General features: G+C 72.5%; 28 protein-coding genes, 1 pseudogene and 1 riboswitch. Of the genes and pseudogenes, 8 read left to right on the forward strand and 21 right to left on the reverse strand.

Annotated elements, in window-relative coordinates:
- Both VFN12_RS00170 and VFN12_RS00175 read right to left on the reverse strand, forming a co-directional pair.
- Positions 1-73: pseudogene (locus VFN12_RS00170) on the reverse strand (translation initiation factor IF-3); the annotation flags it as partial.
- A gap of 269 nt (positions 74-342) precedes the next feature.
- Positions 343-870 carry an SseB family protein gene (locus VFN12_RS00175; RefSeq protein WP_325116507.1) on the reverse strand — a complete coding sequence of 176 codons (528 nt, stop codon included), beginning with the start codon at positions 868-870 and terminating at the stop codon, positions 343-345.
- Between the two features lie 112 nt (positions 871-982).
- Between VFN12_RS00175 and VFN12_RS00180 the strand changes: the two genes are divergently transcribed.
- The 8 genes from VFN12_RS00180 (at position 983) to VFN12_RS00215 (ending at position 7,764) form a co-directional block, all read left to right on the forward strand.
- Positions 983-1,801, forward strand: a complete 819-nt coding sequence (locus VFN12_RS00180) for an ABC transporter permease (protein ID WP_325116508.1) — start codon at positions 983-985, stop codon at positions 1,799-1,801.
- Positions 1,789-2,604, forward strand: coding sequence for an ABC transporter ATP-binding protein (locus VFN12_RS00185; protein ID WP_325116509.1), 816 nt, complete (start codon positions 1,789-1,791; stop codon positions 2,602-2,604). Before VFN12_RS00180 ends, VFN12_RS00185 begins: the two co-directional genes overlap by 13 nt.
- Entirely contained in the window at positions 2,601-3,629 is a 1,029-nt protein-coding gene (locus VFN12_RS00190; RefSeq protein ID WP_325116510.1) for an ABC transporter substrate-binding protein, read from the forward strand. Before VFN12_RS00185 ends, VFN12_RS00190 begins: the two co-directional genes overlap by 4 nt.
- Positions 3,630-3,633: 4 nt before the next feature.
- Positions 3,634-4,800 (forward strand): LLM class flavin-dependent oxidoreductase, encoded by a 1,167-nt coding sequence (locus VFN12_RS00195; protein ID WP_325116511.1) that lies wholly within the window; start codon positions 3,634-3,636, stop codon positions 4,798-4,800.
- Positions 4,801-4,864: 64 nt separating this feature from the next.
- Entirely contained in the window at positions 4,865-5,317 is a 453-nt protein-coding gene (locus VFN12_RS00200) for a hypothetical protein (RefSeq protein ID WP_325116512.1), read from the forward strand.
- Positions 5,318-5,344: 27 nt separating this feature from the next.
- On the forward strand, positions 5,345-6,556 hold the full coding sequence (locus tag VFN12_RS00205) for an amino acid deaminase/aldolase (RefSeq protein WP_325116513.1): 1,212 nt from the start codon (positions 5,345-5,347) through the stop codon (positions 6,554-6,556).
- Positions 6,556-7,113, forward strand: coding sequence for an AAA family ATPase (locus tag VFN12_RS00210; protein WP_325116514.1), 558 nt, complete (start codon positions 6,556-6,558; stop codon positions 7,111-7,113). The genes VFN12_RS00205 and VFN12_RS00210 overlap by 1 nt, the downstream gene beginning before the upstream one ends.
- A gap of 189 nt (positions 7,114-7,302) precedes the next feature.
- Complete coding sequence (locus VFN12_RS00215) at positions 7,303-7,764, forward strand: hypothetical protein (protein WP_325116515.1); 462 nt, start codon at positions 7,303-7,305, stop codon at positions 7,762-7,764.
- An 11-nt stretch (positions 7,765-7,775) separates the two neighbouring features.
- On the opposite strand, the gene VFN12_RS00220 is transcribed toward VFN12_RS00215, so the two are convergent.
- The 19 genes from VFN12_RS00220 to mihF all read right to left on the reverse strand — a co-directional run bounded on the left by VFN12_RS00220 (position 7,776) and on the right by mihF (position 24,620).
- On the reverse strand, positions 7,776-8,213 hold the full coding sequence (locus tag VFN12_RS00220) for a PH domain-containing protein (protein ID WP_325116516.1): 438 nt from the start codon (positions 8,211-8,213) through the stop codon (positions 7,776-7,778).
- Positions 8,197-9,045 (reverse strand): ATP phosphoribosyltransferase, encoded by an 849-nt coding sequence (gene hisG / locus VFN12_RS00225; protein WP_325116517.1) that lies wholly within the window; start codon positions 9,043-9,045, stop codon positions 8,197-8,199. The genes VFN12_RS00220 and hisG overlap by 17 nt, the downstream gene beginning before the upstream one ends.
- A 10-nt stretch (positions 9,046-9,055) precedes the next feature.
- Positions 9,056-9,319 carry a phosphoribosyl-ATP diphosphatase gene (locus VFN12_RS00230; RefSeq protein WP_325116518.1) on the reverse strand — a complete coding sequence of 88 codons (264 nt, stop codon included), beginning with the start codon at positions 9,317-9,319 and terminating at the stop codon, positions 9,056-9,058.
- Positions 9,320-9,330: 11 nt separating this feature from the next.
- Positions 9,331-9,816: a 6,7-dimethyl-8-ribityllumazine synthase gene (gene ribH / locus VFN12_RS00235; protein ID WP_325116519.1), complete on the reverse strand. Its 486-nt coding sequence runs from the start codon at positions 9,814-9,816 to the stop codon at positions 9,331-9,333.
- The gene (locus VFN12_RS00240; RefSeq protein ID WP_325116520.1) at positions 9,813-11,051 is read right to left on the reverse strand and encodes a bifunctional 3,4-dihydroxy-2-butanone-4-phosphate synthase/GTP cyclohydrolase II; all 1,239 of its coding nucleotides are present in this window, start codon (positions 11,049-11,051) and stop codon (positions 9,813-9,815) included. The genes ribH and VFN12_RS00240 overlap by 4 nt, the downstream gene beginning before the upstream one ends.
- Positions 11,048-11,668 (reverse strand): riboflavin synthase, encoded by a 621-nt coding sequence (locus VFN12_RS00245; RefSeq protein ID WP_325116521.1) that lies wholly within the window; start codon positions 11,666-11,668, stop codon positions 11,048-11,050. Before VFN12_RS00245 ends, VFN12_RS00240 begins: the two co-directional genes overlap by 4 nt.
- A gap of 1 nt (position 11,669) precedes the next feature.
- Positions 11,670-12,707, reverse strand: coding sequence for a bifunctional diaminohydroxyphosphoribosylaminopyrimidine deaminase/5-amino-6-(5-phosphoribosylamino)uracil reductase RibD (gene ribD, locus VFN12_RS00250; protein WP_325116522.1), 1,038 nt, complete (start codon positions 12,705-12,707; stop codon positions 11,670-11,672).
- A 72-nt stretch (positions 12,708-12,779) separates the two neighbouring features.
- Positions 12,780-12,935, reverse strand: a riboswitch (FMN riboswitch).
- A gap of 89 nt (positions 12,936-13,024) precedes the next feature.
- Positions 13,025-13,693: a ribulose-phosphate 3-epimerase gene (gene rpe, locus VFN12_RS00255; RefSeq protein ID WP_325116523.1), complete on the reverse strand. Its 669-nt coding sequence runs from the start codon at positions 13,691-13,693 to the stop codon at positions 13,025-13,027.
- A gap of 11 nt (positions 13,694-13,704) precedes the next feature.
- Positions 13,705-14,667 carry a non-homologous end-joining DNA ligase gene (gene ligD, locus VFN12_RS00260; RefSeq protein ID WP_325116524.1) on the reverse strand — a complete coding sequence of 321 codons (963 nt, stop codon included), beginning with the start codon at positions 14,665-14,667 and terminating at the stop codon, positions 13,705-13,707.
- Positions 14,668-14,706: 39 nt separating this feature from the next.
- Positions 14,707-15,663 (reverse strand): hypothetical protein, encoded by a 957-nt coding sequence (locus VFN12_RS00265; protein ID WP_325116525.1) that lies wholly within the window; start codon positions 15,661-15,663, stop codon positions 14,707-14,709.
- Positions 15,664-15,741: 78 nt separating this feature from the next.
- Positions 15,742-17,127: an RsmB/NOP family class I SAM-dependent RNA methyltransferase gene (locus VFN12_RS00270; protein ID WP_325116527.1), complete on the reverse strand. Its 1,386-nt coding sequence runs from the start codon at positions 17,125-17,127 to the stop codon at positions 15,742-15,744.
- A gap of 24 nt (positions 17,128-17,151) precedes the next feature.
- Positions 17,152-18,072 carry a methionyl-tRNA formyltransferase gene (gene fmt, locus VFN12_RS00275; RefSeq protein ID WP_325116528.1) on the reverse strand — a complete coding sequence of 307 codons (921 nt, stop codon included), beginning with the start codon at positions 18,070-18,072 and terminating at the stop codon, positions 17,152-17,154.
- Positions 18,072-18,617 (reverse strand): peptide deformylase, encoded by a 546-nt coding sequence (def, locus tag VFN12_RS00280; protein ID WP_325116529.1) that lies wholly within the window; start codon positions 18,615-18,617, stop codon positions 18,072-18,074. The genes fmt and def overlap by 1 nt, the downstream gene beginning before the upstream one ends.
- 52 nt (positions 18,618-18,669) lie before the next feature.
- Complete coding sequence (locus VFN12_RS00285; RefSeq protein ID WP_325116530.1) at positions 18,670-20,706, reverse strand: primosomal protein N'; 2,037 nt, start codon at positions 20,704-20,706, stop codon at positions 18,670-18,672.
- An 88-nt stretch (positions 20,707-20,794) separates the two neighbouring features.
- Positions 20,795-22,003 carry a methionine adenosyltransferase gene (gene metK / locus VFN12_RS00290; RefSeq protein ID WP_325116531.1) on the reverse strand — a complete coding sequence of 403 codons (1,209 nt, stop codon included), beginning with the start codon at positions 22,001-22,003 and terminating at the stop codon, positions 20,795-20,797.
- Between the two features lie 79 nt (positions 22,004-22,082).
- Positions 22,083-23,321, reverse strand: coding sequence for a bifunctional phosphopantothenoylcysteine decarboxylase/phosphopantothenate--cysteine ligase CoaBC (coaBC, locus tag VFN12_RS00295; RefSeq protein ID WP_325116532.1), 1,239 nt, complete (start codon positions 23,319-23,321; stop codon positions 22,083-22,085).
- A 13-nt stretch (positions 23,322-23,334) separates the two neighbouring features.
- Positions 23,335-23,676 (reverse strand): DNA-directed RNA polymerase subunit omega, encoded by a 342-nt coding sequence (gene rpoZ, locus VFN12_RS00300; protein WP_325116533.1) that lies wholly within the window; start codon positions 23,674-23,676, stop codon positions 23,335-23,337.
- Between the two features lie 40 nt (positions 23,677-23,716).
- Positions 23,717-24,292: a guanylate kinase gene (gene gmk / locus VFN12_RS00305; protein WP_325116534.1), complete on the reverse strand. Its 576-nt coding sequence runs from the start codon at positions 24,290-24,292 to the stop codon at positions 23,717-23,719.
- Positions 24,285-24,620: an integration host factor, actinobacterial type gene (gene mihF / locus VFN12_RS00310; protein ID WP_325116535.1), complete on the reverse strand. Its 336-nt coding sequence runs from the start codon at positions 24,618-24,620 to the stop codon at positions 24,285-24,287. The genes gmk and mihF overlap by 8 nt, the downstream gene beginning before the upstream one ends.
- Positions 24,621-24,711 lie beyond the last annotated feature (91 nt).

The following is a 24,711-nucleotide window of genomic DNA, read 5'->3' on the forward strand; positions in this document are numbered from 1 at the left end:
TCTCCCCGTTGGGTCCCACGAGTCGGACCTCGGGTACCCGGATCCGATCGTTGATTCGCAGCTCGGTGCTGATGTGTCCTCCATGGTGGTCAAGTGGCCGGAAGACACCGTTCGACTCTCGAAGGTGGCGAAAATCGAAGATGGCTTCCGCTCGTACTCCAAGCGGAAGCCAGTCGCGACACGTCTCCCCATGGGGATTCGCATCCTCGGACCGGACCCGACGACCTGTGCTGAGCTTCCAACGGCGGTCGGTGCGGGTGGGAGACGTGCAGCTGCTGGTCTCCGCTTGTGGATCGGTCCGGCCGGGGCCGGACTGATCGGTCAACGACGAATGCTAGCCGATCATTCCGTTGCCGGCCGAATCCAGGCGGTGCGCTCCCCCACCCTGACCAGGCTCCACCCGGCGGCCACCGCGGCCAGGTCGTCGCCCTCGACCACGAACCGGGTGGGTCCGGCGACGTCGATCACCAGGGCCTCGGCTCCGTCCTGGGTCGCCGACCGGGCCGCGAGGGCGGTGCCGACCGGCACCGGCCGGGCCTGCGGGTCCCAAGCCCGCAGCGACTCGATCCCGGTGAACGCGAGCAACGCGGTGCGCCCGTCCCGGCCGGTCAGCAGGACCGTGGCCATGTCGCTCGACTTGTCGTGCGCCAGGCCCTGCTCGTCGAGCTCGACGTCGCCGGCCACCGCCACGACGGGCACGAGCAGCCGCGCCCCCTGGAGGACGGCCAGGGTCTCGGCGTAGGTCGCTTCACCGTGGTCGAACGCCGCGAGCGCGGCAGCCACCCCGGGAGCGACCGAGCCGTCGTCCCCGCCGAACCCGGAGTCGGGGATCAACCGACGGGGCTCGCCGGGGGCGGGAGGCGTGATCACGGGCCCGATTCTCGCTCATCGGGCGTGACGTGATCACCCTCACCCATCCAAACTCCGGAAAGTCGAGTGTTCGAGTTGATTTAAGTCTATTAAGTCCGTAGACATGGCGCTCATGTCCACGACCTCACTGGCGGCGCCGGCCGCCCCTCCCCCCACGCAAGCGCGGCGGAGAAGGACCTCGCCGCCGCGGCTGTCCTTCCTTCGTCGCTGGGTCTCGCCCATCGTCATCGTCGCGGTCTGGCAGGTGCTCAGCAGCACCGGCCTGCTCACCGAGGACACGATCGCGTCTCCGGCCCAGATCGCCACGGCTGCGGCCGACCTCATCGCCGAGGGCACGTTGCAGTCCGCGATCCTCGCCTCCCTGCAGCGCGTCGGCATCGGCTTCCTGATCGGCGCCTCGATCGGGCTGGTGGTCGCCGTCGCCGCCGGCCTGACCCGCCTCGGTGAGGACGCTCTGGACCCGCCGATGCAGATGCTGCGGACGCTGCCGCACTTCGGCCTGATCCCGCTGTTCATCACCTGGTTCGGCATCGGCGAGTCCCCCAAGCTGGCGCTGATCGCGATGGGCGTGGCGTTCCCGCTCTACCTGAACACGTTCGGCGGCATCCGCAACATCGACCAGAAGACCACCGAGGCCGCCACCGCGATGGGCCTGACCTGGTCCCAGCGCATCCGGCACGTCGTGATCCCCGGCGCCCTGCCCCAGACCCTGATCGGGCTGCGCCAGAGCCTCGGCATCGCCTGGCTCTCGCTGATCGTCGCCGAGACCATCAGTGCCGACTCCGGCCTCGGCTACATGATCAACCTCGCCAAGGAGTTCCAGCAGACCGACGTGATCGTCGTCGGGCTGGCCGTCTACAGCCTCCTCGGCCTGGCCACCGACTCCCTCGTCCGCTTCGTTGAGAGAAAGGCCCTGACATGGCGCGCCTGAAGACCCAGGCCGGAACGGCCGACCACGCCCCCTCGGAGACCAGCGAGCAGTACGCCGCCCGCGTGACCGGCCACAGCCGGTCCTTCGGTGAGACCCACGTCCTGAAGTCGATCGACCTCGAGATCTCACCCGGCGAGTTCGTCGTCATGCTCGGTCGCAGTGGGTGCGGCAAGTCGACGCTCCTGCGCAGCCTGGCCCGGCTCGACCCCTCCCCCGCAGGGGAGATCCAGACCAGCGGCCGCGCGTCCGTCGCGTTCCAGGAGCCGCGGCTCCTGCCCTGGCGCCGGGTCCGCGAGAACGTCGAGCTGGCGCTGCTCAACACCTCGCAGCGCGGCTCGCGGCGCGAGCTCGCCGAGCAGACGCTGGCCGAGGTCGGGCTGACCGACAAGGTCGACAGCTGGCCCCGGCAGCTCTCGGGCGGTCAGGCCCAGCGCGTGTCGCTGGCCCGCGCACTGGTGAGCAACCCGTCGCTCCTCCTGCTCGACGAGCCGTTCAGCGCCCTCGACGCACTGACCCGCATCGACATGCACCAGCTCGTGATCCAGCTGTGGCGGCACCACTCCATGGCGGTCCTGCTCGTCACCCACGACGTCGACGAGGCACTCGCCCTCGCCGACCGGGTGGTCCTGATGGACCAGGGCCGGATCATGCACACCTGGCCCATCGACCTGCCCCGCACCGACCGGGCGCCGTCGCGGCCCGAGGTGGCCGGCGCCCGCGCCGAGATCCTCCAGGCCCTCGGCGTCCAGCCCCTTCCCCGCAACCCGAACCGCAACCCGCTCGGAAAGCAAGGAGCAGCATGAACATCCACCGCACCCCCATCCGTTCCCGTCGCCTCGCCGGCGTCCTGGCCGGCGTCCTCGCCGCCACCCTGATGCTCGGCGGCTGCGGCGGCGCCGCGACCGGCAACGAGGGCGCCGTCAACGACGACGGGTCCGTGAACCTCGACGAGGTCACCCTGATCGTCGGGGACCAGAAGGGCGGGTCCAAGGCGCTGCTCGAGGCGGCCGGCCAGCTCGACGACGTCCCCTACGAGATCCAGTGGAAGGAGTTCACGTCGGGTCCGCCGCTGCTCGAGGCGCTCGACGCCGGCGCCATCCACGTCGGAGGCGTCGGCAACACTCCTCCGCTGTTCGCCGCCGCCGGAGACAGCAAGCTGCGCGCCGTACAGGCCGCGACGTACGGCGGCACCGGCGACGCGATCGTGGTCCCGCAGGACTCCGACATCAAGTCGGTCTCCGATCTCGAGGGAAAGAAGATCGCCGTCGCCGAGGGCAGTTCGGCCAACTACAACCTGCTGGCCCAGCTGGACAAGGCCGGCGTCGCCTACGAGGACGTCGAGACCCAGAACCTGCAGCCGAGCGACGCGCTGGCGGCGTTCGACGCCGGACACGTCGACGCCTGGGCCATCTGGGAGCCCTACACCTCGCAGGCCGAGCACGACGCCGACGCCCGGGTCCTGACGACCGGCAAGGGTGTCGTCAACGGCTTCGTCTTCCAGGTCGCCTCGGACCAGGCGCTGGAGGACAAGGCGACGAAGGCGGCGCTCGAGGACTACGTCGGCCGGATCGCCGAGGCACAGACCTGGTCGCAGACCCACAAGGAGGAGTGGGCGAAGGCGTGGGCCGAGGAGACGGGCCTGGACGAGGAGATCACCCTCGCGGCCACCCGCAAGCGCGAGATCGAGCTGGTCCCGATCACCCAGGAGGTCATCACCTCCGAGCAGGAGATGGCCGATGCCTTCGCCGCCAACGGCCTGGTCCCCGGGGAGTTCGACGTCGAGCCGTACTTCATCGACGACTTCAACTCCCACACCACCGGGCGGTGACGACATGAGTCTCACGCTGCACTGGTTCCTGCCGACCGCCGGCGACAGCCGTTCGCTCGTCGGCGCCGGCCAGGGCGTCCCCCACGAGGTGCGGTCCGGGCTCGGCGAGACGATCACCACCGGGTTCCGCGCGCCCTCGATCGACTACCTCGCCGAGGTCGCCCGCACCGCCGAGCAGCTCGGCTTCGAGGGGGTGCTCACCCCCACCGGGACGTTCTGCGAGGACGCGTGGCTGACGACCGCGGCCCTGCTCCGGGAGACCTCCCGGCTCAAGTTCCTGGTCGCCTTCCGTCCCGGCGTCATCAACCCGGTGCTGGCCGCCCAGATGGCTGCCGCCTACCAGCGGATCTCCGGTGGCCGTCTGATGCTCAACATCGTCACCGGCGGCGAGCCGGTCGAGCAGGCCAGGTTCGGGGACACCGCGTCCAAGGAGGACAGGTACGCCCGGACCGACGAGTTCCTCTCGGTGCTGCGTGGCGCCTGGTACGACGCGCCGTACGACTTCGCCGGCGAGCACTACACCGCGACCGGAGCGATGGTCAGCGGCGGGATCGATCCCGCACCGGACATCTACTTCGGCGGGTCGTCGGGGCCGGCCGGTCCGGTGGCCGCCCGGCACGTCGACGTCTACCTCACCTGGGGCGAGCCGCCCGCGCTGGTGCGGGAGAAGGTCGAGTGGATGCGCGAGCTGGCTCGGGCCGAGGGCCGCACCCTGCGGTTCGGCCTGCGGATCCACACCCTGTCGCGCGACACCTCGGAGGAGGCGTGGCAGCACGCGCAGTGGCTGCTCGAGGGCCTCGACCCGACCACGGTCGAGCGGGCCCAGGCCGCACTCGCCGCCAGCGAGTCGACCGGCCAGCGGCGCATGACCTCCCTCCACGGCGACCGGACGTCGTACGACTCCGCACGCGAGCTCGAGGTGTCGCCGAACCTCTGGTCGGGTGTCGGCCTGGTGCGCGGGGGTGCCGGCACGGCGCTCGTCGGCAGCCACGAGGAGGTGGCGGACCGGATCGCGGAGTACCACGAGCTCGGCATCGACGAGTTCATCCTGTCCGGCTACCCCCACGTGGAGGAGGCCTACTGGTTCGGCGAGGGCGTGATGCCGGTGCTGCGCCGGCGCGGACTGCTCGGTGCGCCCGCGCAGCGGGAGCCGGTCGCCGCCCTGGCCTGAGACCTGCCCAGGTCGGCCTCGTCCGGGCGCGGTGCGATGTGGTCGCATGTGCCACGCTGGGGGTGTGGACGAGGTCACCTGGGCAGCTCTGACCCTGACGCTCACCGCGGTGGGTGCGGTGTGGACCTGGTTCGCCTTCCGCCGCCGGGGCGTGGCATCCGGCCTGCGCGGGGCGGCGTTCACGCTGCTGCCGCCCGCGGCGTTCCTCACCGGGACGCTGGAGATGTTCTCGGAGATCGGCGGCTCGGTGGCCGACTGGGCGACCCATCTGGTGCTCAGTCCGGTCGTGTGGCTCGGCATCGTCCTCGCGGGCGTCTCCGGCGTGCTGTTCGTGGTGTCCGGAGCGCTCCGGGCCAGGCAGGCCGCCGCCGAGCCGGGGCGAGACCTCGGTGCCGGCCCGTCGGGCTCTGCCCCCCGGGGCGAGCTGGGAGCGAAGTCCGGCGGCAAGGGTGAGCCGGCGATCGACGACGACATGGCGGAGATCGAGGCGCTCCTGCGCAAGCGCGGGATCACCTGATGTCCCGCCCGGGTGAAGCTGCCTGAGATGACCAGCGACACCGAACGCGACGGCCTGGCGTCGCGGCTGGAGCGCGCCGTGGCTGCGGCGTCCCCGGCGCCGGGAACCCCCGTCGCCGTGGTGGACCTCGACGCGTTCGACGCCAATGCCGTCGACCTCGTACGACGCGCGGCGGGCAAGCCGGTCCGGGTGGCCTCCAAGTCGGTGCGGGTACCGGCACTGCTCCGGAGGGCCCTGGCGATCGACGGATTCCACGGTGTCCTGGCCTACACGCTGGCGGAGGCCCTGTGGCTGCAGGGCGAGCGGGTCGCGAGCGACATCCTGATGGCCTACCCGACCGTCGACCGGCCCGCCCTGGCCGCCCTCACCGCCTCCCCGGCCGCGTCGCGGGCGATCACGTTGATGGTCGACGACCCGGCACACCTCGATGTCGTCGACGAGGTGCGCAGCACCGACCACCCCGTCCGGGTCGCGATCGACGTCGACGCCGGGCTGCTCATCGGCGGCCGGCACGTGGGCCCCAAGCGGTCCCCCGTGCACGACCCGCACTCGGTGGTCGCGCTCGCGCGCCACATCCTGGGGCGTCCCGGCTTCGACCTCGTGGGGGTGATGACCTACGAGGGCCAGGTCGCCGGCGTCCCCGACGCCGCCCCCGGCCAGCGCGCGCGGTCGCTGGTCGTCCGACGGATCAAGGCGGCCTCCCTGACCCAGCTGGAGACGCGCCGTCGAGAGATCGCCCGTGCGATCTCCGGGCTCACCGAGCTCGAGCTCTGGAACGCCGGCGGGTCGGGGTCCGTCGACGACACGACCCGCGACCCGGTGGTGACCGAGGTGGCCGCGGGGTCGGGGCTGCTGGTCCCGGCGCTCTTCGACCACTACCGGTCGTTCACCCCTCGGCCCGCCGCGTTCTTCGGCGTGCCCGTGGTCCGGCGACCCACGGCCGGAATCGCGACCGTCCACGGCGGCGGGCTCGTCGCCTCCGGGCCGGCCGGTCGCGACCGGCTGCCGCTCCCGTGGGCGCCCTCGGGCCTCCACCTGACGCGTCTGGAGGGCGCCGGGGAGGTGCAGACCCCCCTCGCCGGCCCCGCCGCCGCGAGACTCTCGATCGGCGACCTGGTGTGGTTCCGGCATGCCAAGTCGGGCGAGCTGTTCGAGCACACGAACACCGTCTACCTGCTTCGGGGCGACCGGTTCGTCGACGAGGTGCCCACCTACCGGGGCCTGGGGCTGGCCTTCTGATGGCGCGAGACCTGACGGAGGACGCGGCCCTGGTCCTCGATCTCGTCCGCGCCCGGCCCGCCACCCTCGGGCGCGGGCGGCTGGTGTCGATCGACGGGCCGGCCGGGGCCGGAAAGACCACGCTGGCCGGCGAGGTGGCCGCCCTCGCCCCCGGCGCCGTCGTCGTCCACATGGACGACCTCTACGAGGGCTGGGACGGGCTGCCGGACGTGGATCGACAGCTCACGGGTCTGCTGCGTCCGTTGTCCGACCGGCTCCCCGGAAGCTACCGACGCTACGACTGGGACGCCGGGTCCTTCGCCGAGACCGTGACGGTGGAGCCGGCAGAGCTCCTGGTGCTGGAGGGGGTGGGCTCGGGTTGCCGGCGCCACGACGACCTGATCGGTGTCCTGGTGTGGGTGGAGGCGCCGTACGACCTCCGGATGCGGCGCGGGATCGAGCGCGACGGCGAGGCATTCGCCCCGCACTGGGAGGCGTGGGCGGCGGCAGAAGAGGTGCACTTCACCCGTCACCGCACCCGCGAGCGCGCAGACCTCGTGGTCGACGGCTGCCGGTGAGGACGTGTCCGAGCGTCGGTGAAACCACCCCAATTGACTATGGCTGCTACGGTCTGGACCTTTTACTTTCGACGCGAACGCCTTCTCGGGAGCTCAGACCAATGCCACTGCGCTGTTCACGACTCGTGACGGTTCGGGTGCCCGACGAAGGACTCACCACCTTTCGCACCCACACGCTCAGGGGAACACATGAACAAGCTGGTCATCGGTCTGATCACCGCACTGCCCATCGTCGCCGCCACGGGTACACCGGCCAGCGCCGCGCCGCGTGACTTCGTCAGCGGCTCCGGGAAGTTCGACTCCGAGCTCGGGGTGGGGCAGGCGAACTTCACCGGGCACGGCAGCGCGACGGACGCCAACGGCGTCATCCGCCTCAGGGTCCCGGGCACCGACGAGCGCGTGCGGGCCAGGGTCTCCTGCGTCGCGGTGGACGGGAACCGCGCCGCCATCTCGGGAACGCTGACCGAGCCGACTGAGTCCGGCTCGACCGACGTGGTCCTCCACGTGGCGGACAACGGGCGGCCCAGGGACACGGCGGACACCATCGGCTGGGCATTCTCCACGGGCCCCATCGACTGCACGACCTTCCTCGCCGGCGTCGAGAACGTCGTCACGCGGGGCAACGTGGTGGTCAAGGACAGGACCCCCTAGCCCCGAGAGGCTCAGCGCAACAACGAGCGCAGCTGCCGCACCGCGAGCCGGGCGCGCCCGCCGTCGGATCCCTGGATCCCCATGGCGGGCGCACTGGTGCCGTCGGCGAGGTCCAGGACCGCCCAGGGCGCACCCGGGGGCAGGTGGACGGCCACCACCTCGGCCCACTCGAAGGTGCGCTTGCGGTAGCCGTTGACGACCACCAGCCGGTCGGCCTCGGCCACCACCCGGGAGCGCACCAGTGCGAAGCCGGCCGAGAAGGCGATCATGCCGAGCAGGACCAGCGTGCCCCGCTGGATGACGGTGAACTTCGCACGCGTCTCGGGATCGAAGGTCAGCCAGGCGACGACGCAGACCGCCAGCAGGAGGCCGCCGAAGAAGGCACCGGCGAGGCGGACGCCGAGTGGTCTCCAGGTGTGCGGCAGCTCGACCTCAGAGTCGGCAGGCATGGATGTCCGTGAGCAGGATGCCCCGCGCCCCGAGGTCCCACAGGTCGTCCATCAGGCGCTGGACGCCCGCGCGGGGAACCATCGCCCGCACCGCGACCCAGCCCTCGCGATGCAACGGGGAGATGGTGGGGCTCTCGATGCCCGGCGTCAGGGCCACGGCCTCGGCCACCCGCTCGCTCTCGATGTCGTAGTCCATCATCACGTAGCTGCGGGCGACCAGCACTCCGTCGACCCGGCGCTTGAACACCTCGAACCCGGCGGGCGCCTCGCCGCCGCGGGTGATCAGCACCGCCTCGGACCTCAGGATCACCTCGCCGAAGGTCTCCAGTCCGGCGGCCGCGAGCGTGCTGCCGGTCTCGACGACGTCGGCGATCACGTCGGCGACGCCGAGCTGGATGCTGGTCTCCACCGCCCCGTCGAGCCGCGTCACCGTCGCGTCGATGCCACGATCCTCGAGGAAGGTGCGCACCACGCCGACGTACGACGTCGCGATCCGTTGTCCGGCCAGGTCGGCCAGCTCGGAGAACCGGCCCAGGGGGCCGGCGAAGTGGAAGTTGCTGCGGCCGAACCCGAGCCCGAGCACCTCCTCGGCCTTGGCCCCGGAGTCGAGCAGCAGGTCACGGCCGGTGATGCCGACATCGAGGGTGCCCTCGCCGACGTAGAGGGCGATGTCGCGGGGGCGGAGGTAGAAGAACTCCACGCCGTTCTCCGCGTCGACGAGCCGCAGCTCCTTGGTGTCGTGGCGCTGGCGGTAGCCCGACTCGCGAAGGATGTCGGCTGCGGCCGAGGCGAGCGAACCCTTGTTGGGGACCGCGATCTTGAGCAAGGACATGGTTCGGCTCTCAGAGGTGGGCGTAGACGTCGTCGAGGGTGAGTCCGGTGGCCAGCATCAGCACCTGCGCGTGGTAGATCAGCTGGCTGATCTCCTCGGCCGCCCGGTCCTTGCCCTCGTGCTGGGCAGCCATCCAGGACTCGGCCGCCTCCTCCACCAGCTTCTTCCCGGAGGCCGGGATGCCGCCGTCGAGCTGCCGCACGGTGCCGGACCCCTCGGGCCGGGACTGCGCCTTCTCGCTCAGCTCGGCCCAGAGCCCCTCGAACGTCTTCACGGTCGCAAAGCCTACGGCGTGGCCTGCGTGATCGAGGCCAGGGTCCGGGCGGTGACCAGCGCGGCGGCGGTCGCCTCGTGGCCCTTGTCCTCCCGCGACCCGTCGAGACCCGCCCGGTCGACGGCCTGGTCCTCGGTGTCGCAGGTCAGCACGCCGAAGCCGACGGGCACCGTGTGGTCGAGGGCGACCCGGGACAGCCCGTCGGTGGCCGCGTTGCAGACGTACTCGAAATGGGGTGTGCCCCCGCGGATCACGACCCCGAGGGCGACCACCGCGTCGAAGCCCTGCCGGGCGAGCGCGGCCGCGACGACCGGGAGCTCGAAGGTCCCAGGGACGCGGACCAGGGTCGGCTCGGCGACCCGGTAGTCCGCACAGGCGCGCAGCGCTCCCGCGACCAGACCGTCCATCACCGTCTGGTGCCAGCTCGCGGCGACGATCGCGACCCGCAGGTCGCTGCAGTCGACCGGCTGCTGGTCGGGGGCTCCGGGCCCGCTCATCGCGCTCCGCCTTCCTGGGTCAGATCTGGCAGGTGGTGGCCCATCCGGTCCCGCTTGGTCATCAGGTAGGCCAGGTTGTGGTCGTTGGGGTGCGGGGTGAGCGGCACCCGCTCGGCGACGGGGATCCCGAACTCCTCGAGGCTGCTGGTCTTGGCGGGGTTGTTGGTCAGGAGCCGGACGCTGCCGACGCCGAGGTCACGCAGGATCTGGGTGGCCGTGCCGTAGTGCCGGGCGTCGGCGGGCAGACCCAGATCCAGGTTGGCGTCCACGGTGTCGCGACCACCCTCCTGCAGCTGGTAGGCCTGCAGCTTGGCCACCAGGCCGATCCCCCGCCCCTCGTGCCCGCGCAGGTAGATCACCACGCCGCGACCCTCGGCGACGACGCGGCTGAGCGCCTCGTCCAGCTGGGGCCCGCAGTCGCAGCGGTGGCTGCCGAAGACGTCGCCGGTGAGGCACTCGCTGTGCACCCGCGTCAGCACGGGCTCGTCGCCCGACAGGTCGCCGTGCACGAGGGCGATGTGCTCGCCGCCGTCGACGGTGATCCGGTAGCCGTAGGCGGTGAAGTCGCCGTGCCGGGTGGGCAGGTGAGTCTCTGCGACGCGTTCGACCAGCACCTCGTGGCGGCGCCGGTAGCGGACGAGGTCCTCGATCGAGATCATCGCCAGGCCGTGCTCGTCGGCGAAGTCGCGCAGCTCCTGGCCGCGCTTCATGGTGCCGTCGTCGTTGACGATCTCGACCAGGACCCCCGCGGGCGTGAGCCCCGCCAGCGTGGCCAGGTCGACCGCCGCCTCCGTGTGACCACGCCGCACGAGCACGCCGCCCTCGCGGTACCGCAGCGGGAACACGTGCCCGGGCCGGGTGATCTCCCACGGCTCGGTGGCCGAGTCGGCCAGGACCCGCACCGTGTGGGCGCGGTCGTGGGCCGAGATGCCGGTCGTGACGCCGTCGCGGGCGTCGACGGAGATGGTGTAGGCCGTGCGCAGCTTGTCCCTGTTGTGGGGCGTCATCAGCGGGATCTCCAGCCGGTCCAGCATGTCGGCCGGCATCGGCACGCACACCACGCCGCTGGAGTAGCGGATGGTGAACGCCATCAGCTCCGGGGTCGCCTTCGCCGCGGCGAAGATGATGTCGCCCTCGTTCTCGCGATCCTCGTCGTCCACCACCACGACCGCCCGGCCCCGGGCGATGTCGTCGATGGCGCGCTCGACGGGGTCGAGACGGAACCGGTCGGTCATGGTCGTGCTCCTGTCGCGTGGACACCGACCAGCTTTTCGACATGGCGGGCGATCACATCGGTCTCGAGGTTGACCCGGTCGCCGGGACGGCGGTGACCGAGGGTGGTGCGGGCGAGGGTCTCCGGGATGAGGCTGACCGTGAACGTCTCGCGTCCCTCGCTGGTGCCGGTGGCGACCACGGTCAGGGAGACTCCGTCGACGGTGATCGACCCCTTCCCGACGACGTACCTCGCCAGCGGGGCCGGCATCGCGATCTCCACGACCTCCCAGTGCTCGCTGGGGGTCCTGCTGACGATCTCCCCCACGCCGTCGACGTGGCCCTGGACGATGTGGCCCCCGAGACGGGTCGTCGGTGTGACCGCACGCTCGAGGTTGACCCGGTCACCGGGCTGGGCGCCGCGGAGCGACGTCTGGTCGAGGGTCTCCTGCATGACGTCGGCGGTCCAGGTGTCGTCGGCCGTGTCCGCCACGGTCAGGCAACAACCGTTGACTGCGATCGAGTCGCCGTGTCGTACGTCGTCCAGGACGGTCTCCGCCCGGATCGTGAGCCGGACGGCGTCGCCCTGGTCCTCGACGTGCTCGACCGTGCCGAGCTCCTCGACGATCCCGGTGAACATCTCAGGTCTCCTTCCGCGGCGCCATGGTCAGCCGCACGTTGGTGTCGTGGCCGGTGCCGAGCACGGTCACGTCGGTGACGTCGAGGTGGCGGGCGTCGCTGATCGTGCCGATGCCCAGGTCACCGACCGCCGAGGAGCCGGATCCGAGCAGCATCGGGGCGACGTAGGCCACCACCTCGTCGACGAGTCCCGCCTCGAGGAAGGCCGCGGCCAGGGTCGGACCGCCCTCGAGGAACACGTGCTGGCAGTCGCGCGCGAAGAGCGTCTGAAGGGCAGCCCGGGGGTCGCGGGTCTGGAGGTGGACCGTCTCGGCGCGGTCGTTGAGCACCCGGCGGCCGGGGTCGAGGTCCCGGAGCCCCATCACGGCCCGCAGCGGCTGGCGCGGCAGCGGCTCGTCCACCTCGTCGCGCACCGTGAGCTCGGGGTCGTCCACCTCGACGGTGCCGGTGCCCACCAGGATCGTGTCGCACCGGGCGCGGAGCCGGTGGGTGTCCAGCCGGGCGGCGCGGCTGGAGACCCAGCGGCTGGTGCCGTCGGTGGCGGCGCTGCGCCCTTCGAGGGTGGTCGCGAACTTCCAGGTGACGAACGGGCGGCCGTGCTCGACCGCGAAGGTCCAGGCCCGGTTGAGGTGGCGGGCCTCGTCGAGGAGGAGGCCACCCTCCACGTCGATCCCGGCGGCGCGGAGGGCATCGGCTCCCCCGGCCGCGACCGGGTTGGCATCGGGCTGGGCGTAGACCACGCGGCGTACCCCGGCGTCGACCAGCGCGGCCGCGCACGGCCCGGTGCGCCCGGTGTGGTTGCAGGGCTCGAGGGTCACCACGGCGGTCGCCCCGCGGGCTGCTTCGCCGGCTTCCCGGAGAGCCGCGACCTCGGCGTGGACGGTGCCGGCGCCGCGGTGGTGGCTCTCGGCGACCTCGGTGCCGCTGTCGTCGATGATGACGCAGCCGACCCGCGGGTTGGGACCGAGCGGGAGCCCCGGGCTGGCGGCGAGCGTCAGGGCGCGACGCATCGCCTGGTGCTCTGCTTGCGTGAAGGTCATCGCCCTCTCCGGTCCGGTCCGCGGACTCAGGGGGCGCGGCGGGGTGGTCGTCGTCGGACGAACACCCTTCGCCTGCGTGCGCTTCCCATCCGGACTTTGACCGTCGGTCCAGGATCTTCACCTGGTCAACCGGCCGCTGGCTGCGACCGGGTCGCGGACTTCTGAACGAAGCGATTGCCTCGACCAGTCACCGCCGGCTCGGAATTTCACCGACCCCAGAGCACGCGAGCCCAGTCGATGTCGGCACTGTGGCTCTTGCTGGGACAAGCCTGCCACACCACGCCCCTCCGTGCGGGGTGAGGTCTGGCACAGTCCGCCTAGAGGTGAGGGGCCGCCGTCTCCGCGGTCGCCCGGAGCCGGGAGATCATCAGGTCGGGGTCGTCGGCGGAGTAGACCGCCGAGCCTGCGACGAACACGTCGGCGCCCGCCTCGGCGCACCGCCCGATCGTCTCGAGCGAGACTCCCCCGTCGACCTGGAGCCAGGTCTCGATGCCCTGCTGGTCGAGCATCGCCCGCGCTCGACGGATCTTGGGCAGGCAGAGGTCGAGGAAATTCTGGCCGCCGAATCCGGGCTCGACGGTCATCACCAGCACCATGTCGAGCTCGGCCAGGAGGTCCTCGTAGGGCTCGATCGGCGTGGCCGGCTTGAGCGCCATGGCCGCTCGGGCACCATGGCTGCGGATCTCCCGGGCCAGCCGGACCGGCGCCTTCGTGGCCTCGACGTGGAACGTCACCGACCCACAGCCGGCCTCGACGTACGCCAGCGCGTTGTCGTCGGCGTCCTCGATCATCAGGTGGGCGTCCAGCGGGACGTCGGTGGTCTTGCTCAGCGCCTCGACCATGGTGGGGCCGAAGGTCAGGTTGGGGACGAAGTGGTTGTCCATCACGTCCACGTGCACCCAGTCGGCGCCCGGGATCCGGGCCACCTCGGCGCCGAGGGCGGCGAAGTCCGCGTTGAGGATGCTCGGCGTGATCTGGATGCCCACGGGCATGGAGTCTAGGGGTCGGGCTCCGCGGGCGGCTCCTTGCCGGACGCCTCGTCCCGGTCGGCCCACTCGAGCAGCGGGGCGAGGTCGAACGGATGCCCGTCGATGTCGGCGTGCAGGTCGCCGAGGTCGGCGTACCGGGCCGGGACGGTGAAGATCGTGCAGTCGTGCGGGTCGACGTCGTCGACCTCGTCCCACCGGACGGGGGTCGAGACCCGTGCGTCCGGGAAGCCGCGCACGGAGTACGCCGCCGCGATGGTGTGGTCGCGCGCGTTCTGGTTGTAGTCGACGAACAGGTGGTGCGGGTCCCGGTCCTTGCGCCACCACGCCGTGGTGACGTCGTCCGGGGCGCGCCGCTCGACCTCCCGGGCGAAGGCGAGCGCGGCACGTCGTACGTCGGCGAAGCCGTGGTCGGGCGGGATCCGGACGTAGATGTGCAGGCCGGATCCCCCGCTGGTCTTCGGGAAGCCGACGGCCCCGAGCTCGTCGAGCACCTCGTGGGCGACGTGGGCCACCCGCTGGACCGTGGCGAAGTCGCACAGCGGGCCCGGGTCGAGGTCGATCCGCCACTCGTCGGGCTTCTCGGTGTCCTCGCGCCGGCTGTTCCAGGGATGGAACTCCACGGTCGACATCTGCACCGCCCAGATCACCGCGCCGAGCTCGGTGACGCAGAGCTCGTCGGCCGTGCGGTTCCAGCGGGGGAAGTGGAGCCGCACGGTCTCGACCCAGGGTGGCGCCCCGGCGGGGAGCCGCTTCTGGTGGACCTTGTCTCCGGCCAGCCCCTTGGGGAACCGGTGCAGCATGCACGGCCGCTCGAAGAGCGCGTTGACGATGCCGTCGCCGACCGCGAGGTAGTACTCGACCAGGTCGAGCTTGGTCGCCCCGCTCTCGGGGAAGTAGACCCGGTCCGGGTTGGTCACCCGGACCACCCGGTTGTCGACCTCGATCTCGGTGGCGGGCGACGTGGAGGCCATGCGGCCAAAACTAGCGGCTCGGGACGGAGCCGCCCCGGACTAGCGGACCGTGACCGTGACCGACCCGGAGTACCCGCCGTCGGCGTAGCCGGTGGCGGGCATGAACCAGCGGTACGTCGTCGTCCTGCTCGGGGCCACCCGCACCACCACGGCACCACTCGGGGATGCGGTGAACGGTGCGCCGACCGTGCGGAACACGCTGGTGCCCGCGGGGCGTTCCTGGAGGACCAGGGGCGCGCCGACGGGGATGCCCGCGACGTCGACGGAGGCGCCGGTGAGGGTCGCCCTCCTGCCGGGGGCCACGGCCGACGTGGACGCTGCCATCGAGGTGGTGACGGTGATGCCCTCGAGGTCGTAGGTCGTGACCGAGCCGGGGCTGCCGAACGAGATGGCGTCCATCATGAACTCGTTGCCGTCACAGCCCAGCCCGGCGAGCAGGTAGCCGGGCCCGTCGCCGTTCTGGGCGGTGAAGGCGGCGATGGTGGCGCTGCCGCCAGGCGTGACCCGCGCCCCGCTCGCCGCGTCGTACAGCGTCCACGTGTAGGTCGCGGCGGCCGCGTCGACGAACTGCCAGGCTGGTCCCACGGCCAGGTCGGCGCGGCCGGCCCAGACGCGACCGGGCTCCATGCCGGGCGTGACGTACCAGACGTAGGCGACGCCGGTGCTGCCCAGGTCGGCGCGCGCGGAGAACCCGGCCACGGTGGTGGCAGCCACGGAGTCGACCCGCGTCACCGGACCGCTGGCGGCACCGCCACCGGGGACCTGCACCCCGAAGCTGCGCAGCCCGCTCGGGGGCGCGTCCATCTGGTCGATGCGCACCTGCGGGGGCGCGCTGGCGCGGTGGAACAGGTCGGCGCAGCCGAAGTAGGTGATCCGGGTGTCCGAGGTCGGGAACCCGAGACCACGCACCACGACGGTGTCGTCGGCAGCCGCCGGGGACATGAACGCACCCAGCACGGCGCTGATCGCTGTCAGCAGCACGGCGGCGCGTCGCATCTGCCCTCCTCATGGCCCGGACCGGTTCCCTGAGCCAACGCATCCATCCAACACCCGTGGTGTGAACGGATCGACAACTCAGGAGGATTTTTGCCCGGATCGGCCCAGCAGGGCCATGAACATGGCGTCCGTCTGGTGGCGGTGCGGCCACAGCTGGAGGGTGCCCGGGAGGGGCCCGGCCGCCTGCGACACCTCGGGAATCAGCGGGGCGGCGTCGCGCAGCTCGACGTCGTCGCGGCGGTCGAGGATGGTCCGGACCACCCCGGCGGTCTCGGCCAGGACCGGCGAGCAGGTGGCGTAGACCACCACCCCTCCCGGCCGGACGCTGTCGAGCGCGCGGTCGAGGAGCCGCTCCTGGAGCGGTACGAGGTCGTCGAGGTCGGCGGCGGTGCGCCGCCACCGGGCCTCCGGCCGACGCCGGAGGGCGCCGAGGCCCGAGCAGGGCGCGTCGACCAGGACGCGGTCGAAGCTGCCCGGCAGCCACGCCGGCCGGGTGCCGTCGACCGCGAGCGTGCCCAGCACCCCGTCGGCGCCGGCCAGGGCCCGGGCGACCAGTCCCGCCCGGTGGGGGCGCAGCTCGGCCGCGAGCAGCCTGGCTCCCTGTCCGGCGGCCAGACCGGCCAGCAGGGCGGCCTTGCCGCCGGGACCGGCGCAGAGGTCGAGCCAGCGCTCGTCGCGCCCCTCGACACCTGCCCGTGCCAGGGCCAGGGCGACCAGCTGGGAGCCCTCGTCCTGGACACCCGCCCGGCCCTCGGCGACGGCCGGGACCGAGGACGGGTCGCCGCCGTCCATCACGACGCCGTACGGCGAGTAGCGGGTGGGGGTGCCGGGGAGCTCGCTGACGTCGGCCCGCCCCGGCCGGGCCACCAGGACCACCCGGGCAGGCACGTTGTCGGCGGCCAGCAGCTCCTCGACCTCCTGCTCCCCCACCGCAGCGGTCAGCTGCTCCACGATCCAGCGGGGGTGGCTGTGGGCGACGGCGGCGAACCCGGCGGGGTCGGTGGACGGGTCCGGCGCCACCCGGCGAACCCACCCGTCGAGGTCGTGGCGGGCCACCTTGCGGAGCACGGCGTTGGTGAAGCCGGCCGGGCCGCGGCCGGACCTGTCGTGCACCAGGTCGACGGTCGTGCTGATGGCGGCGTGCGGCGGCACCCTCATCGACAGCAGCTGGTGGGCCCCGAGTCGCAGCGCGTCGAGGACGTCGTGCTCGACCTTGGCCAGGGAGCGGTCGACGCAGGTCGCGAGCACGGCGTCGTAGGTGTCGCGGCGGCGGAGGGTGCCGGCCGCCAGCTCCGTGGCGAAGGCCGCGTCGCGCCCGGTCAGCCCGTGCCGGCGCAGCACGGTGGGCAGCAGCAGGTTGGTGTAGGCGTCGCCGGCGCGGACCGCCACCAGGACGTCGTACGCCGCCAGCCGGGCGGGGTCGGCGCGCCGCCGGGCACGCGTCTTTCCCCGCCGGTCAGCCATGCCCGGCGGCCTTCCGGGCCCAGGTCACCGGAACGTCGCCCCTGGAGGGAAGTGAACCCCGCGCGCCCAGTCCGCCGCCGCCATCTGCCGGCGACCGTGGGGCTTGACCTCACCGAGCCGGACCGCGCCGCCGGCGGTGCCGACCAGGACCGCGGACTTGGTCACCTCCAGGGCCCCGGGCGCGAGCTCGGCCTCGACGGGCGTGACCGGCCCGATCTTGACGCGTTCGTCGTCGTAGGTCGTCCAGGCGCCGGGGAACGGGGTGCACGCCCGCACCTGGCGGTCGACCGCGGGCGCGGGGGTGCTCCAGTCGATCCGCGCGTCCTCCACCTGGACCTTGGGGGCGAAGCTGACCCCGTCGGCCGGCTGCTCGCGCGCCTCCAGGGCACCCTCGGCGATGCCGTCGAGCGTGGCGACCAGCAGACCCGCCCCGCCCTCGGCCAGCCGCGTGAGCAGGTCGCCGGCCGTGTCGTGCGGCCGGATGGTCTCGGTCATCACGCCGTACGTCGGCCCGGCGTCGAGCTCCTTGACGATCCGGAACGTGGTCGCGCCGGAGACCTCGTCGCCGGCCCGGATCGCGTGCTGAACCGGCGCCGCGCCGCGCCAGGCGGGCAGCACCGAGAAGTGCAGGTTGACCCAGCCGTGGGGCGGGATGTCGAGCGCCGACTGGGGCAGGAGCGCGCCGTAGGCGACCACCGGGCAGCACTCGGGCGCCAGTGCCCGCAGCGCCTCGAGGAACTCAGGCTCGCTGGGACGGCCGGGCTTGAGGGCCGGCACGCCGAGCTCCTCGGCCCGTTGGGCGACCGGGCTCGCGGTCAGCTTCCGCCCGCGGCCCGCCGGGGCGTCCGGGCGGGTGACGACACCGACGAGCTCGTGGCTCGACGAGGCGATCGCGTCGAGGGCCGGAAGGGCGACCTCAGGGGTGCCGGCGAAGACCACCCGCATCAGAGGGCCATCCCGCGGGTGGGGTGCGGTGAGACCTTGACCGTCGGCTGCTCGAGGCCGAACCACTCCGACTGACGGATCTCCCGCATCGCGGCCTTGCGGGACTCGGCATCCAGCCGGTCGATGAACAGCACCCCGTCGAGGTGGTCGGTCTCGTGCTGGATGGCTCGCGCCAGCAGCTCGCTCCCCTCGACCGTCACCGGGTCGCCGTGCATGTTGAAGCCGCGGGCCACCACCGAGAGCGCCCGCCGGCAGTCGTAGACCAGGTCCGGCAGCGACAGGCACCCCTCGGGTCCGTCCTGGATCTCCTCGGAGAGGTCGAGGACCGGGTTGACGAGGTGCCCCACCTCTCCCTCCACGGACCACGTGAAGACCCGCAGCCCGACGCCCAGCTGCGGCGCCGCGAGCCCGGCGCCGGGAGCGTCGAGCATGGTGTCGGTGAGGTCGGCGACCAGCCGGCGCAGCTCGGCGTCGAAGTCGACCACCTCGACGGCCGGCTTGCGCAGGATCGGGTCGCCGAACAGTCGGATCGGGCGGATGGCCACGTGACTCCTCAGGTCGGGGGTGGGGCTCTGCGGCGAGTCTAGAGACCCGGCGCTACAGGCTGGGCGGGTCGACCTGCACCCGGACCGGGTCGAGCTTGCGGGCCGACCGGAGTCGCTGGAGCTCGGCGAGGGATCGGGAGAGGGCGGCCCCATCCGCCCGCGGCACCCGGATCACCACCCGGCTGCCGGCGGGGTCGACGACGTCGACCGGCCCCAGCACCTCGGCGGACGGCGGCGGGGACAGCAGGGTCAAGGCATCGTCGACCGGTCCGTGGTCGCCGGTGATGGTGGCCAGGCGCGAGGCCGGCGGCAGGTGGGCGTCCTGGCGCTCGCGGATCTCGCGGTCGATGAAGCCGGGCAGGTCCCACCGCACCAGCGCCTGCAGCGCCGGGTGAGCGGGGTCCCCGACCGCGACGACCCGGCCGCCGGGGGCGGCCAGCGCGCCGGCGTTGGCCCAGCGGCGTACGGCTTCCTCGGCCGCCCGGAGGTCCGCACGGGCGAGCGGCAGCCAGGTGTCGAGCAGCACCACCGCGGCGTAGCCCCCCTCGGCCACCGGCTCGGCGCCCGGGGTGGCGACCACGATCGCAGGACGGGCGTCGACCGAGGCGACGACGCGGTCGCCGCTCGACGTCCGCACGGTGGCACCGGGGAACGCGCGGCCCAGCTCCTCGGCCGTGCGTGCGTCTCCGAGGACCGGCGCCCTCAGCCCTCGGTGCTCGCACGAGGGGCACGACCAGGCCGGCTCGTCCTCGCCGCACCAGCGGCAGGCAGGCGGGCTGGTCGGCGCCTCGATGAGCAGCGGACCCGAGCAGCGGGCGCAGCGCGCGGGCGTACGGCACCGCTCGCAGGCCAGGGTCGAGGCGTAGCCGGACCGGGGCGTCTGCACGAGGACCGGACCGGTCGCGAGGCCGGAGCGGATCGCGTCGTGGACGGTGGTGGGGATGCGCGCGGCGCGGGAGTGGGGATCGCGGCGCAGCTCGTGGTCGCTCGCGCCGGCGACGCTGACCCGGACCCGCTCGCGCACGAGCGCCCGCGGCGGGGTGAGCTCGCGGGCCCAGCGGGTGCGGAGCAGGTACTCCGCCTCCACGGTGCGCGCCACTCCGCCGACCAGGGCCGCCGTGCCCTCGGCCTCCGCGCGCAGCAGCAGCGTCTCGCGCGTGTGGGGATAGGGCGCCCGGGGCTCGGCGTGCAGGTCGTCACCGTCGTCCCAGATGGCGACCAGTCCGAGGTCGCGGACCGGAGCGAAGCTCGCGGCGCGGGTGCCGACCACGATCCGGCGGGAGCCGCGGAGCACGGCGAGGAAGTCGCGGTAGCGCGCGGCCGGACCGCTGTCGGCGGTCAGCACCACGTGGTGGCCCTCCCCCAGCACGGCGGTGAGGGCCGCGTCGACCCGGTCGACGTCGCGCCGGTCGGGGACGCACACGAGGGCCCCCCGCCCGGAGGAGTACGTCGCGGCGACGGCGTGCGCGAGCAGCCGCGGCCAGTCCGTGCCCGGAGCGGCGGACCACACCGCCCTGGGCGACCCGCCGCGGACGAGGTGGTCGAGGAACGCGGCTGCGGGCTCGTGCCCGGCCCAGGCCTCCCGCCCGGCGTCGAGGTCGACGGCGGGCGGCGGCGCGGGAGGCGACGGCGCCTTCTCGGTCGTCGCGTGTCGCGGCGGGACCGCGAGCCGCAGCACGTCGGAGCGGGTGCCGGCGTAGCGCTCGGCGAGCCGGGCGCTCAGCTCCGCGATCGCCGGGCTCAGCACCGGCTCCGCGCTCACCACGCGGCGCAGCGGCTGCAACCTGCCGCCATGGTCGGTCTCGTCCGTGCGGGCCACGACGAACCCGTCGACGTCCTGCCCGGCGAACCTGACCTTCACGCGACAGCCGGGGACCGCCTGCGCCGCCATCGCCGCCGGGACGGAGTAGTCGAAGGGACGGTCGAGATGGGCCAGCGGGAGGTCGACCAGGACACGCGCCACCGGGTCGACCTCGCTGGTCGGGGCCGTGGCGCTCTTGCGGCCGGACGACCTCGCCCGCGAAGCCTTGACCGCCTCGCGCATCCCGGGCAGCAGCTCGGACTGCTCTCCGGCGTCGGGGTCGGTCATGGCCCGTGTCTACCAGCGGGCGCCGACCGCCAGGTTTGCTCCCAGCTCACCGGGTTTCGAGGCTCAGGCGCCAGAGCGCCTTCGCACCTCAACCATCGCGGCTGACGGCCGCCTTGAGCTCCTCGATCCGGTCGGTGCGCTCCCAGGTGAACTCCGGGAGCTCGCGGCCGAAGTGACCGTAGGCAGAGGTCGTGGCGTAGATCGGACGCAGCAGGTCGAGGTCGCGGATGATCGCTGCCGGGCGCAGGTCGAAGACCTCGAGCACCGCCTGCTGGATCTCCTCGTCGGACACCACGCCGGTGCCGAAGGTCTGGATGAAGACGCCGACGGGGGCGGCCTTGCCGATCGCGTAGGCCACCTGGGCCTCGCAACGACGGGCCAGCCCGGCGGCCACGACGTTCTTGGCGACCCACCGCATGGCGTAGGCGGCGGAGCGGTCGACCTTCGACGGGTCCTTGCCGGAGAAGGCGCCGCCGCCGTGGCGGGCCATGCCGCCGTAGGTGTCGACGATGATCTTGCGGCCGGTCAGACCGGCGTCACCCATGGGGCCGCCGACCACGAACGTGCCGGTCGGGTTGACCAGCAGGCGGTAGCCCTCGGAGGGGATGTCGAAGGTCTGGAGCACCTCGTCGATGACGTGCTTCTTGATGTCCGCCTCGAGGGTCGGGTGGTCGATCTCGCCGGCGTGCTGGGTGGACAGCACGACGGTGTCGATCCGCACCGGCCGGTCGTCGGCGTCGTACTCGATGGTGACCTGGGTCTTGCCGTCGGGGCGCAGGTAGTCGAGCGTGCCGTCCTTGCGCACCTCGGTCAGCTGCTGGGCCAGCCGCTGGGCGATCATGACCGGCAGCGGCATCAGCTCGGGGGTGTCGTCGCAGGCGTACCCGAACATCAGCCCCTGGTCGCCGGCACCACGCCGGTCGAGCTCGTCGTCGGAGGTGCCGACCCGCGCCTCGTGGCCCTGGTCGACGCCGGCGGCGATGTCGAGGGACTGGCCGCCGATCGCCACCTGGACGCCGCAGCTCTTGCCGTCGAAGCCCTTGTCGGAGGAGTCGTAGCCGATGTCGAGGATCGTCTTGCGCACCAGCTCGGCCACGGGGGCGTAGGCGTTGGTGCGGACCTCGCCGGCCACCACGACCAGCCCGGTGGTCAGCAGCGTCTCGACGGCCGTGCGCAGGTTGGCCTTGTCGTCGTCGTGCTCCATGAGGAAGTCGAGCACGGTGTCGCTGATCCGGTCGGCAATCTTGTCGGGGTGACCCTCGGTCACCGATTCCGACGTGAAGAGGCGTCCTGCCACGGCTGACTCGCTCCCGTTCGATGAGTTGTGGAGATGGTGGGGCAACAATACCCAGCGCCCAGCATGTGGGATCGAGGTCTCAGGAGTCGAATCGGCGGACGACCTGGTCCCAGATCACGTGGGCCAGCGCGGCCTTCGAGCCACGGGGTACGTCGACGGCCGCGCCGTCGGCAGCCAGGATCACGGCCTGGTTGTCGGCACTGCCGAACACCGCTCCGCCGCTCACGTCGTTGACGACCAGCAGGTCGCAGCCCTTGCGGGCGAGCTTGTCGCGGGCCAGGTCGAGGACCGTGCCGCTGTCGTCGCCGGTCTCGGCCGCGAAGCCGACCACGACGGAACCCGGCCGGGCCCGCTGGCTGGCGATCTCGTGGAGGATGTCGGGATTCTGGGTGAGCGCCAGGCCGGGCGCCGAGCCGTCCGCGGCCTTCTTGATCTTGCTCTCGCTCGTCGTGGTCGGCCGGTAGTCGGCCGGCGCGGCGGCCATCACGACCGCGTCGGCGGACGCGGCCGCCGGCACCACGGCATCGCGCAGCTCGGCGGTCGTCTCGACATGGACGACCTTGACCCCGGCCGGGTCGGGCAGGCTCACGTTGGCGCTGACCAGGGTGACCTCGGCACCTCGGGCCACGGCCGCCCGGGCGAGGGCATAGCCCTGCCGGCCCGAGGACCGGTTGCCGAGGAAGCGGACCGGGTCGAGGTACTCCCGCGTGCCCCCGGCCGAGACCACGACGTGCCGTCCGGCGAGGTCCTGGCCCCGCTCCCCGCGGGCGAGGAGGTCGGTGGCGACCTGGAACAGCTCGTCCGGCTCGGGCAGCCGCCCCTTGCCGGAGTCGGCGCCCGTCAGCCGGCCCTCCGCCGGCTCCACCACGACGGCACCGCGCGAGCGGAGCGTGGCCACGTTGGCCCGGGTGGCGGCGTGCTCCCACATCTCGGTGTGCATCGCGGGCGCGAAGACCACCGGGCAGCGGGCCGTCAGCAGGGTGTTGGTGAGCAGGTCGTCGGCGAGCCCGTGGGCCGCCCTGGCCATCAGGTCGGCGGTCGCCGGGGCCACCACGACCAGGTCGGCCTCCTGGCCGATCCGCACGTGCGGGACCTCGTGGACGTCGGTCCAGACGTCGGCCGCGACCGGCTTGCCGGACAGCGCCGCCCAGGTCGCAGCGCCCACGAACTCGAGCGCCGCAGCGGTGGGTACGACGGTGACGTCGTGGCCGGACTCGGTGAACCGGCGTACCAGCTCGCAGGACTTGTAGGCCGCGATCCCGCCACCCACCCCGACGACGACGCGGGCGACTTCACTGGGCCGCACGTCGCTGGTCACGGGACCGGCCGGATCACTCGCTGGCGTTGCCGGCGGTGAGAGCGGCCTCGGCGGCCGCCGCACGGGCAGCCTCCTCCTCGGCGGCCAGCTCGGCCGGGTCGACGTCCTCGCAGGTCAGGAGGTCGTCGTTGATCTCGCGCAGGGCGATGGAGAGCGGCTTCTCCTGCACGTGCGTGTCGACGAGCGGGCCGACGTACTCGAGCAGGCCCTCACCGAGCTGCGAGTAGTAGGCGTTGATCTGCCGAGCCCGCTTGGCGCTGTAGAGAACCAGCTTGTACTTGCTGTCGGTCTTGGTGAGCAGGTCGTCGATCGAGGGGTTGGTCACGCCCTCGGCGGCGATGTTGGGGGCAGACACGCGTGAGCCTCACAGGTGGTTGATTGGCGCGGGAGAATGATCAGCTGCTCTGTTCGAGCATCATCAAGGCTACCAACTCGTCCGCTGCGGCGTGAATTTCGTGGTTGACGACGGTCACGTCGAACTCCGGTTCGGCGGCCAGCTCCTCGCGCGCGGTCTCGAGCCGACGGTGACGCTCGGACTCGGACTCGGTGCCGCGGCCGACCAGCCGGCGGACCAGCTCCTCCCAGGACGGGGGCTTGAGGAACACGAACAGCGCCCCCGGCATCGTCGAGCGCACCTGGCGAGCGCCCTGCAGGTCGATCTCCAGCAGGGCGGGTCGTCCCGCGGCCAGTGCCTCCTCCACCGGGCCCCGCGGGGTCCCGTAGCGCGCGGCCCGGTGCACGACGGCCCACTCCAGGAGGTCGCCCCGCTCGACCATGGCGTCGAACTCGTCGTCGGAGACGAAGAAGTAGTGCACCCCGTCCTGCTCCCCGGGCCGTGGCGACCGCGTGGTCGCCGAGACCGAGATCCACACGTCCGGGTGACGTTCGCGGACAGCGGCCGCGACGGACCCCTTCCCGACGGCCGTGGGCCCGGCGAGCACCACCAGGCGTGAGCGCCTTCCCTCAGTCACGGGGGGTCGAGTCACGCGAGGCGAACTCACGCTCCAGGGCCGCCACCTGCTTGCTCCCCAGGCCGCGCACCCGGCGGCTCTCGGCGATGCCCAGCCGCTCCATCACCTGACGGGCCCGCACCTTTCCCAGCCCGGGCATCGACTGGAGCAGGTCGATCACGCGCATCTTGCCGATCACCTCGTTGCTCTCGCCGTCGCGGAGCACCTCGCTGATGGAGGCGCCGGAGTGCTTGAGGCGGTTCTTGACCGCGGCCCGCTCCCGACGGGAAGCAGCGGCCTTGTCCAGTGCCGCCTGGCGTTGTTCGGGAGTGAGCGGAGGCAGGGCCACGAGCGAAGCTTCCTTAGGCCGGAGGGCGGGAGGTCAAGAGGGCCCAATCTAGTCAGAAGCGGAACCGCGCGGCAACGAAGCACCCCATCTG

The organism is Nocardioides sp. (genome assembly GCF_035703625.1).
In the GTDB taxonomy this organism is placed as follows: domain Bacteria; phylum Actinomycetota; class Actinomycetes; order Propionibacteriales; family Nocardioidaceae; genus Nocardioides.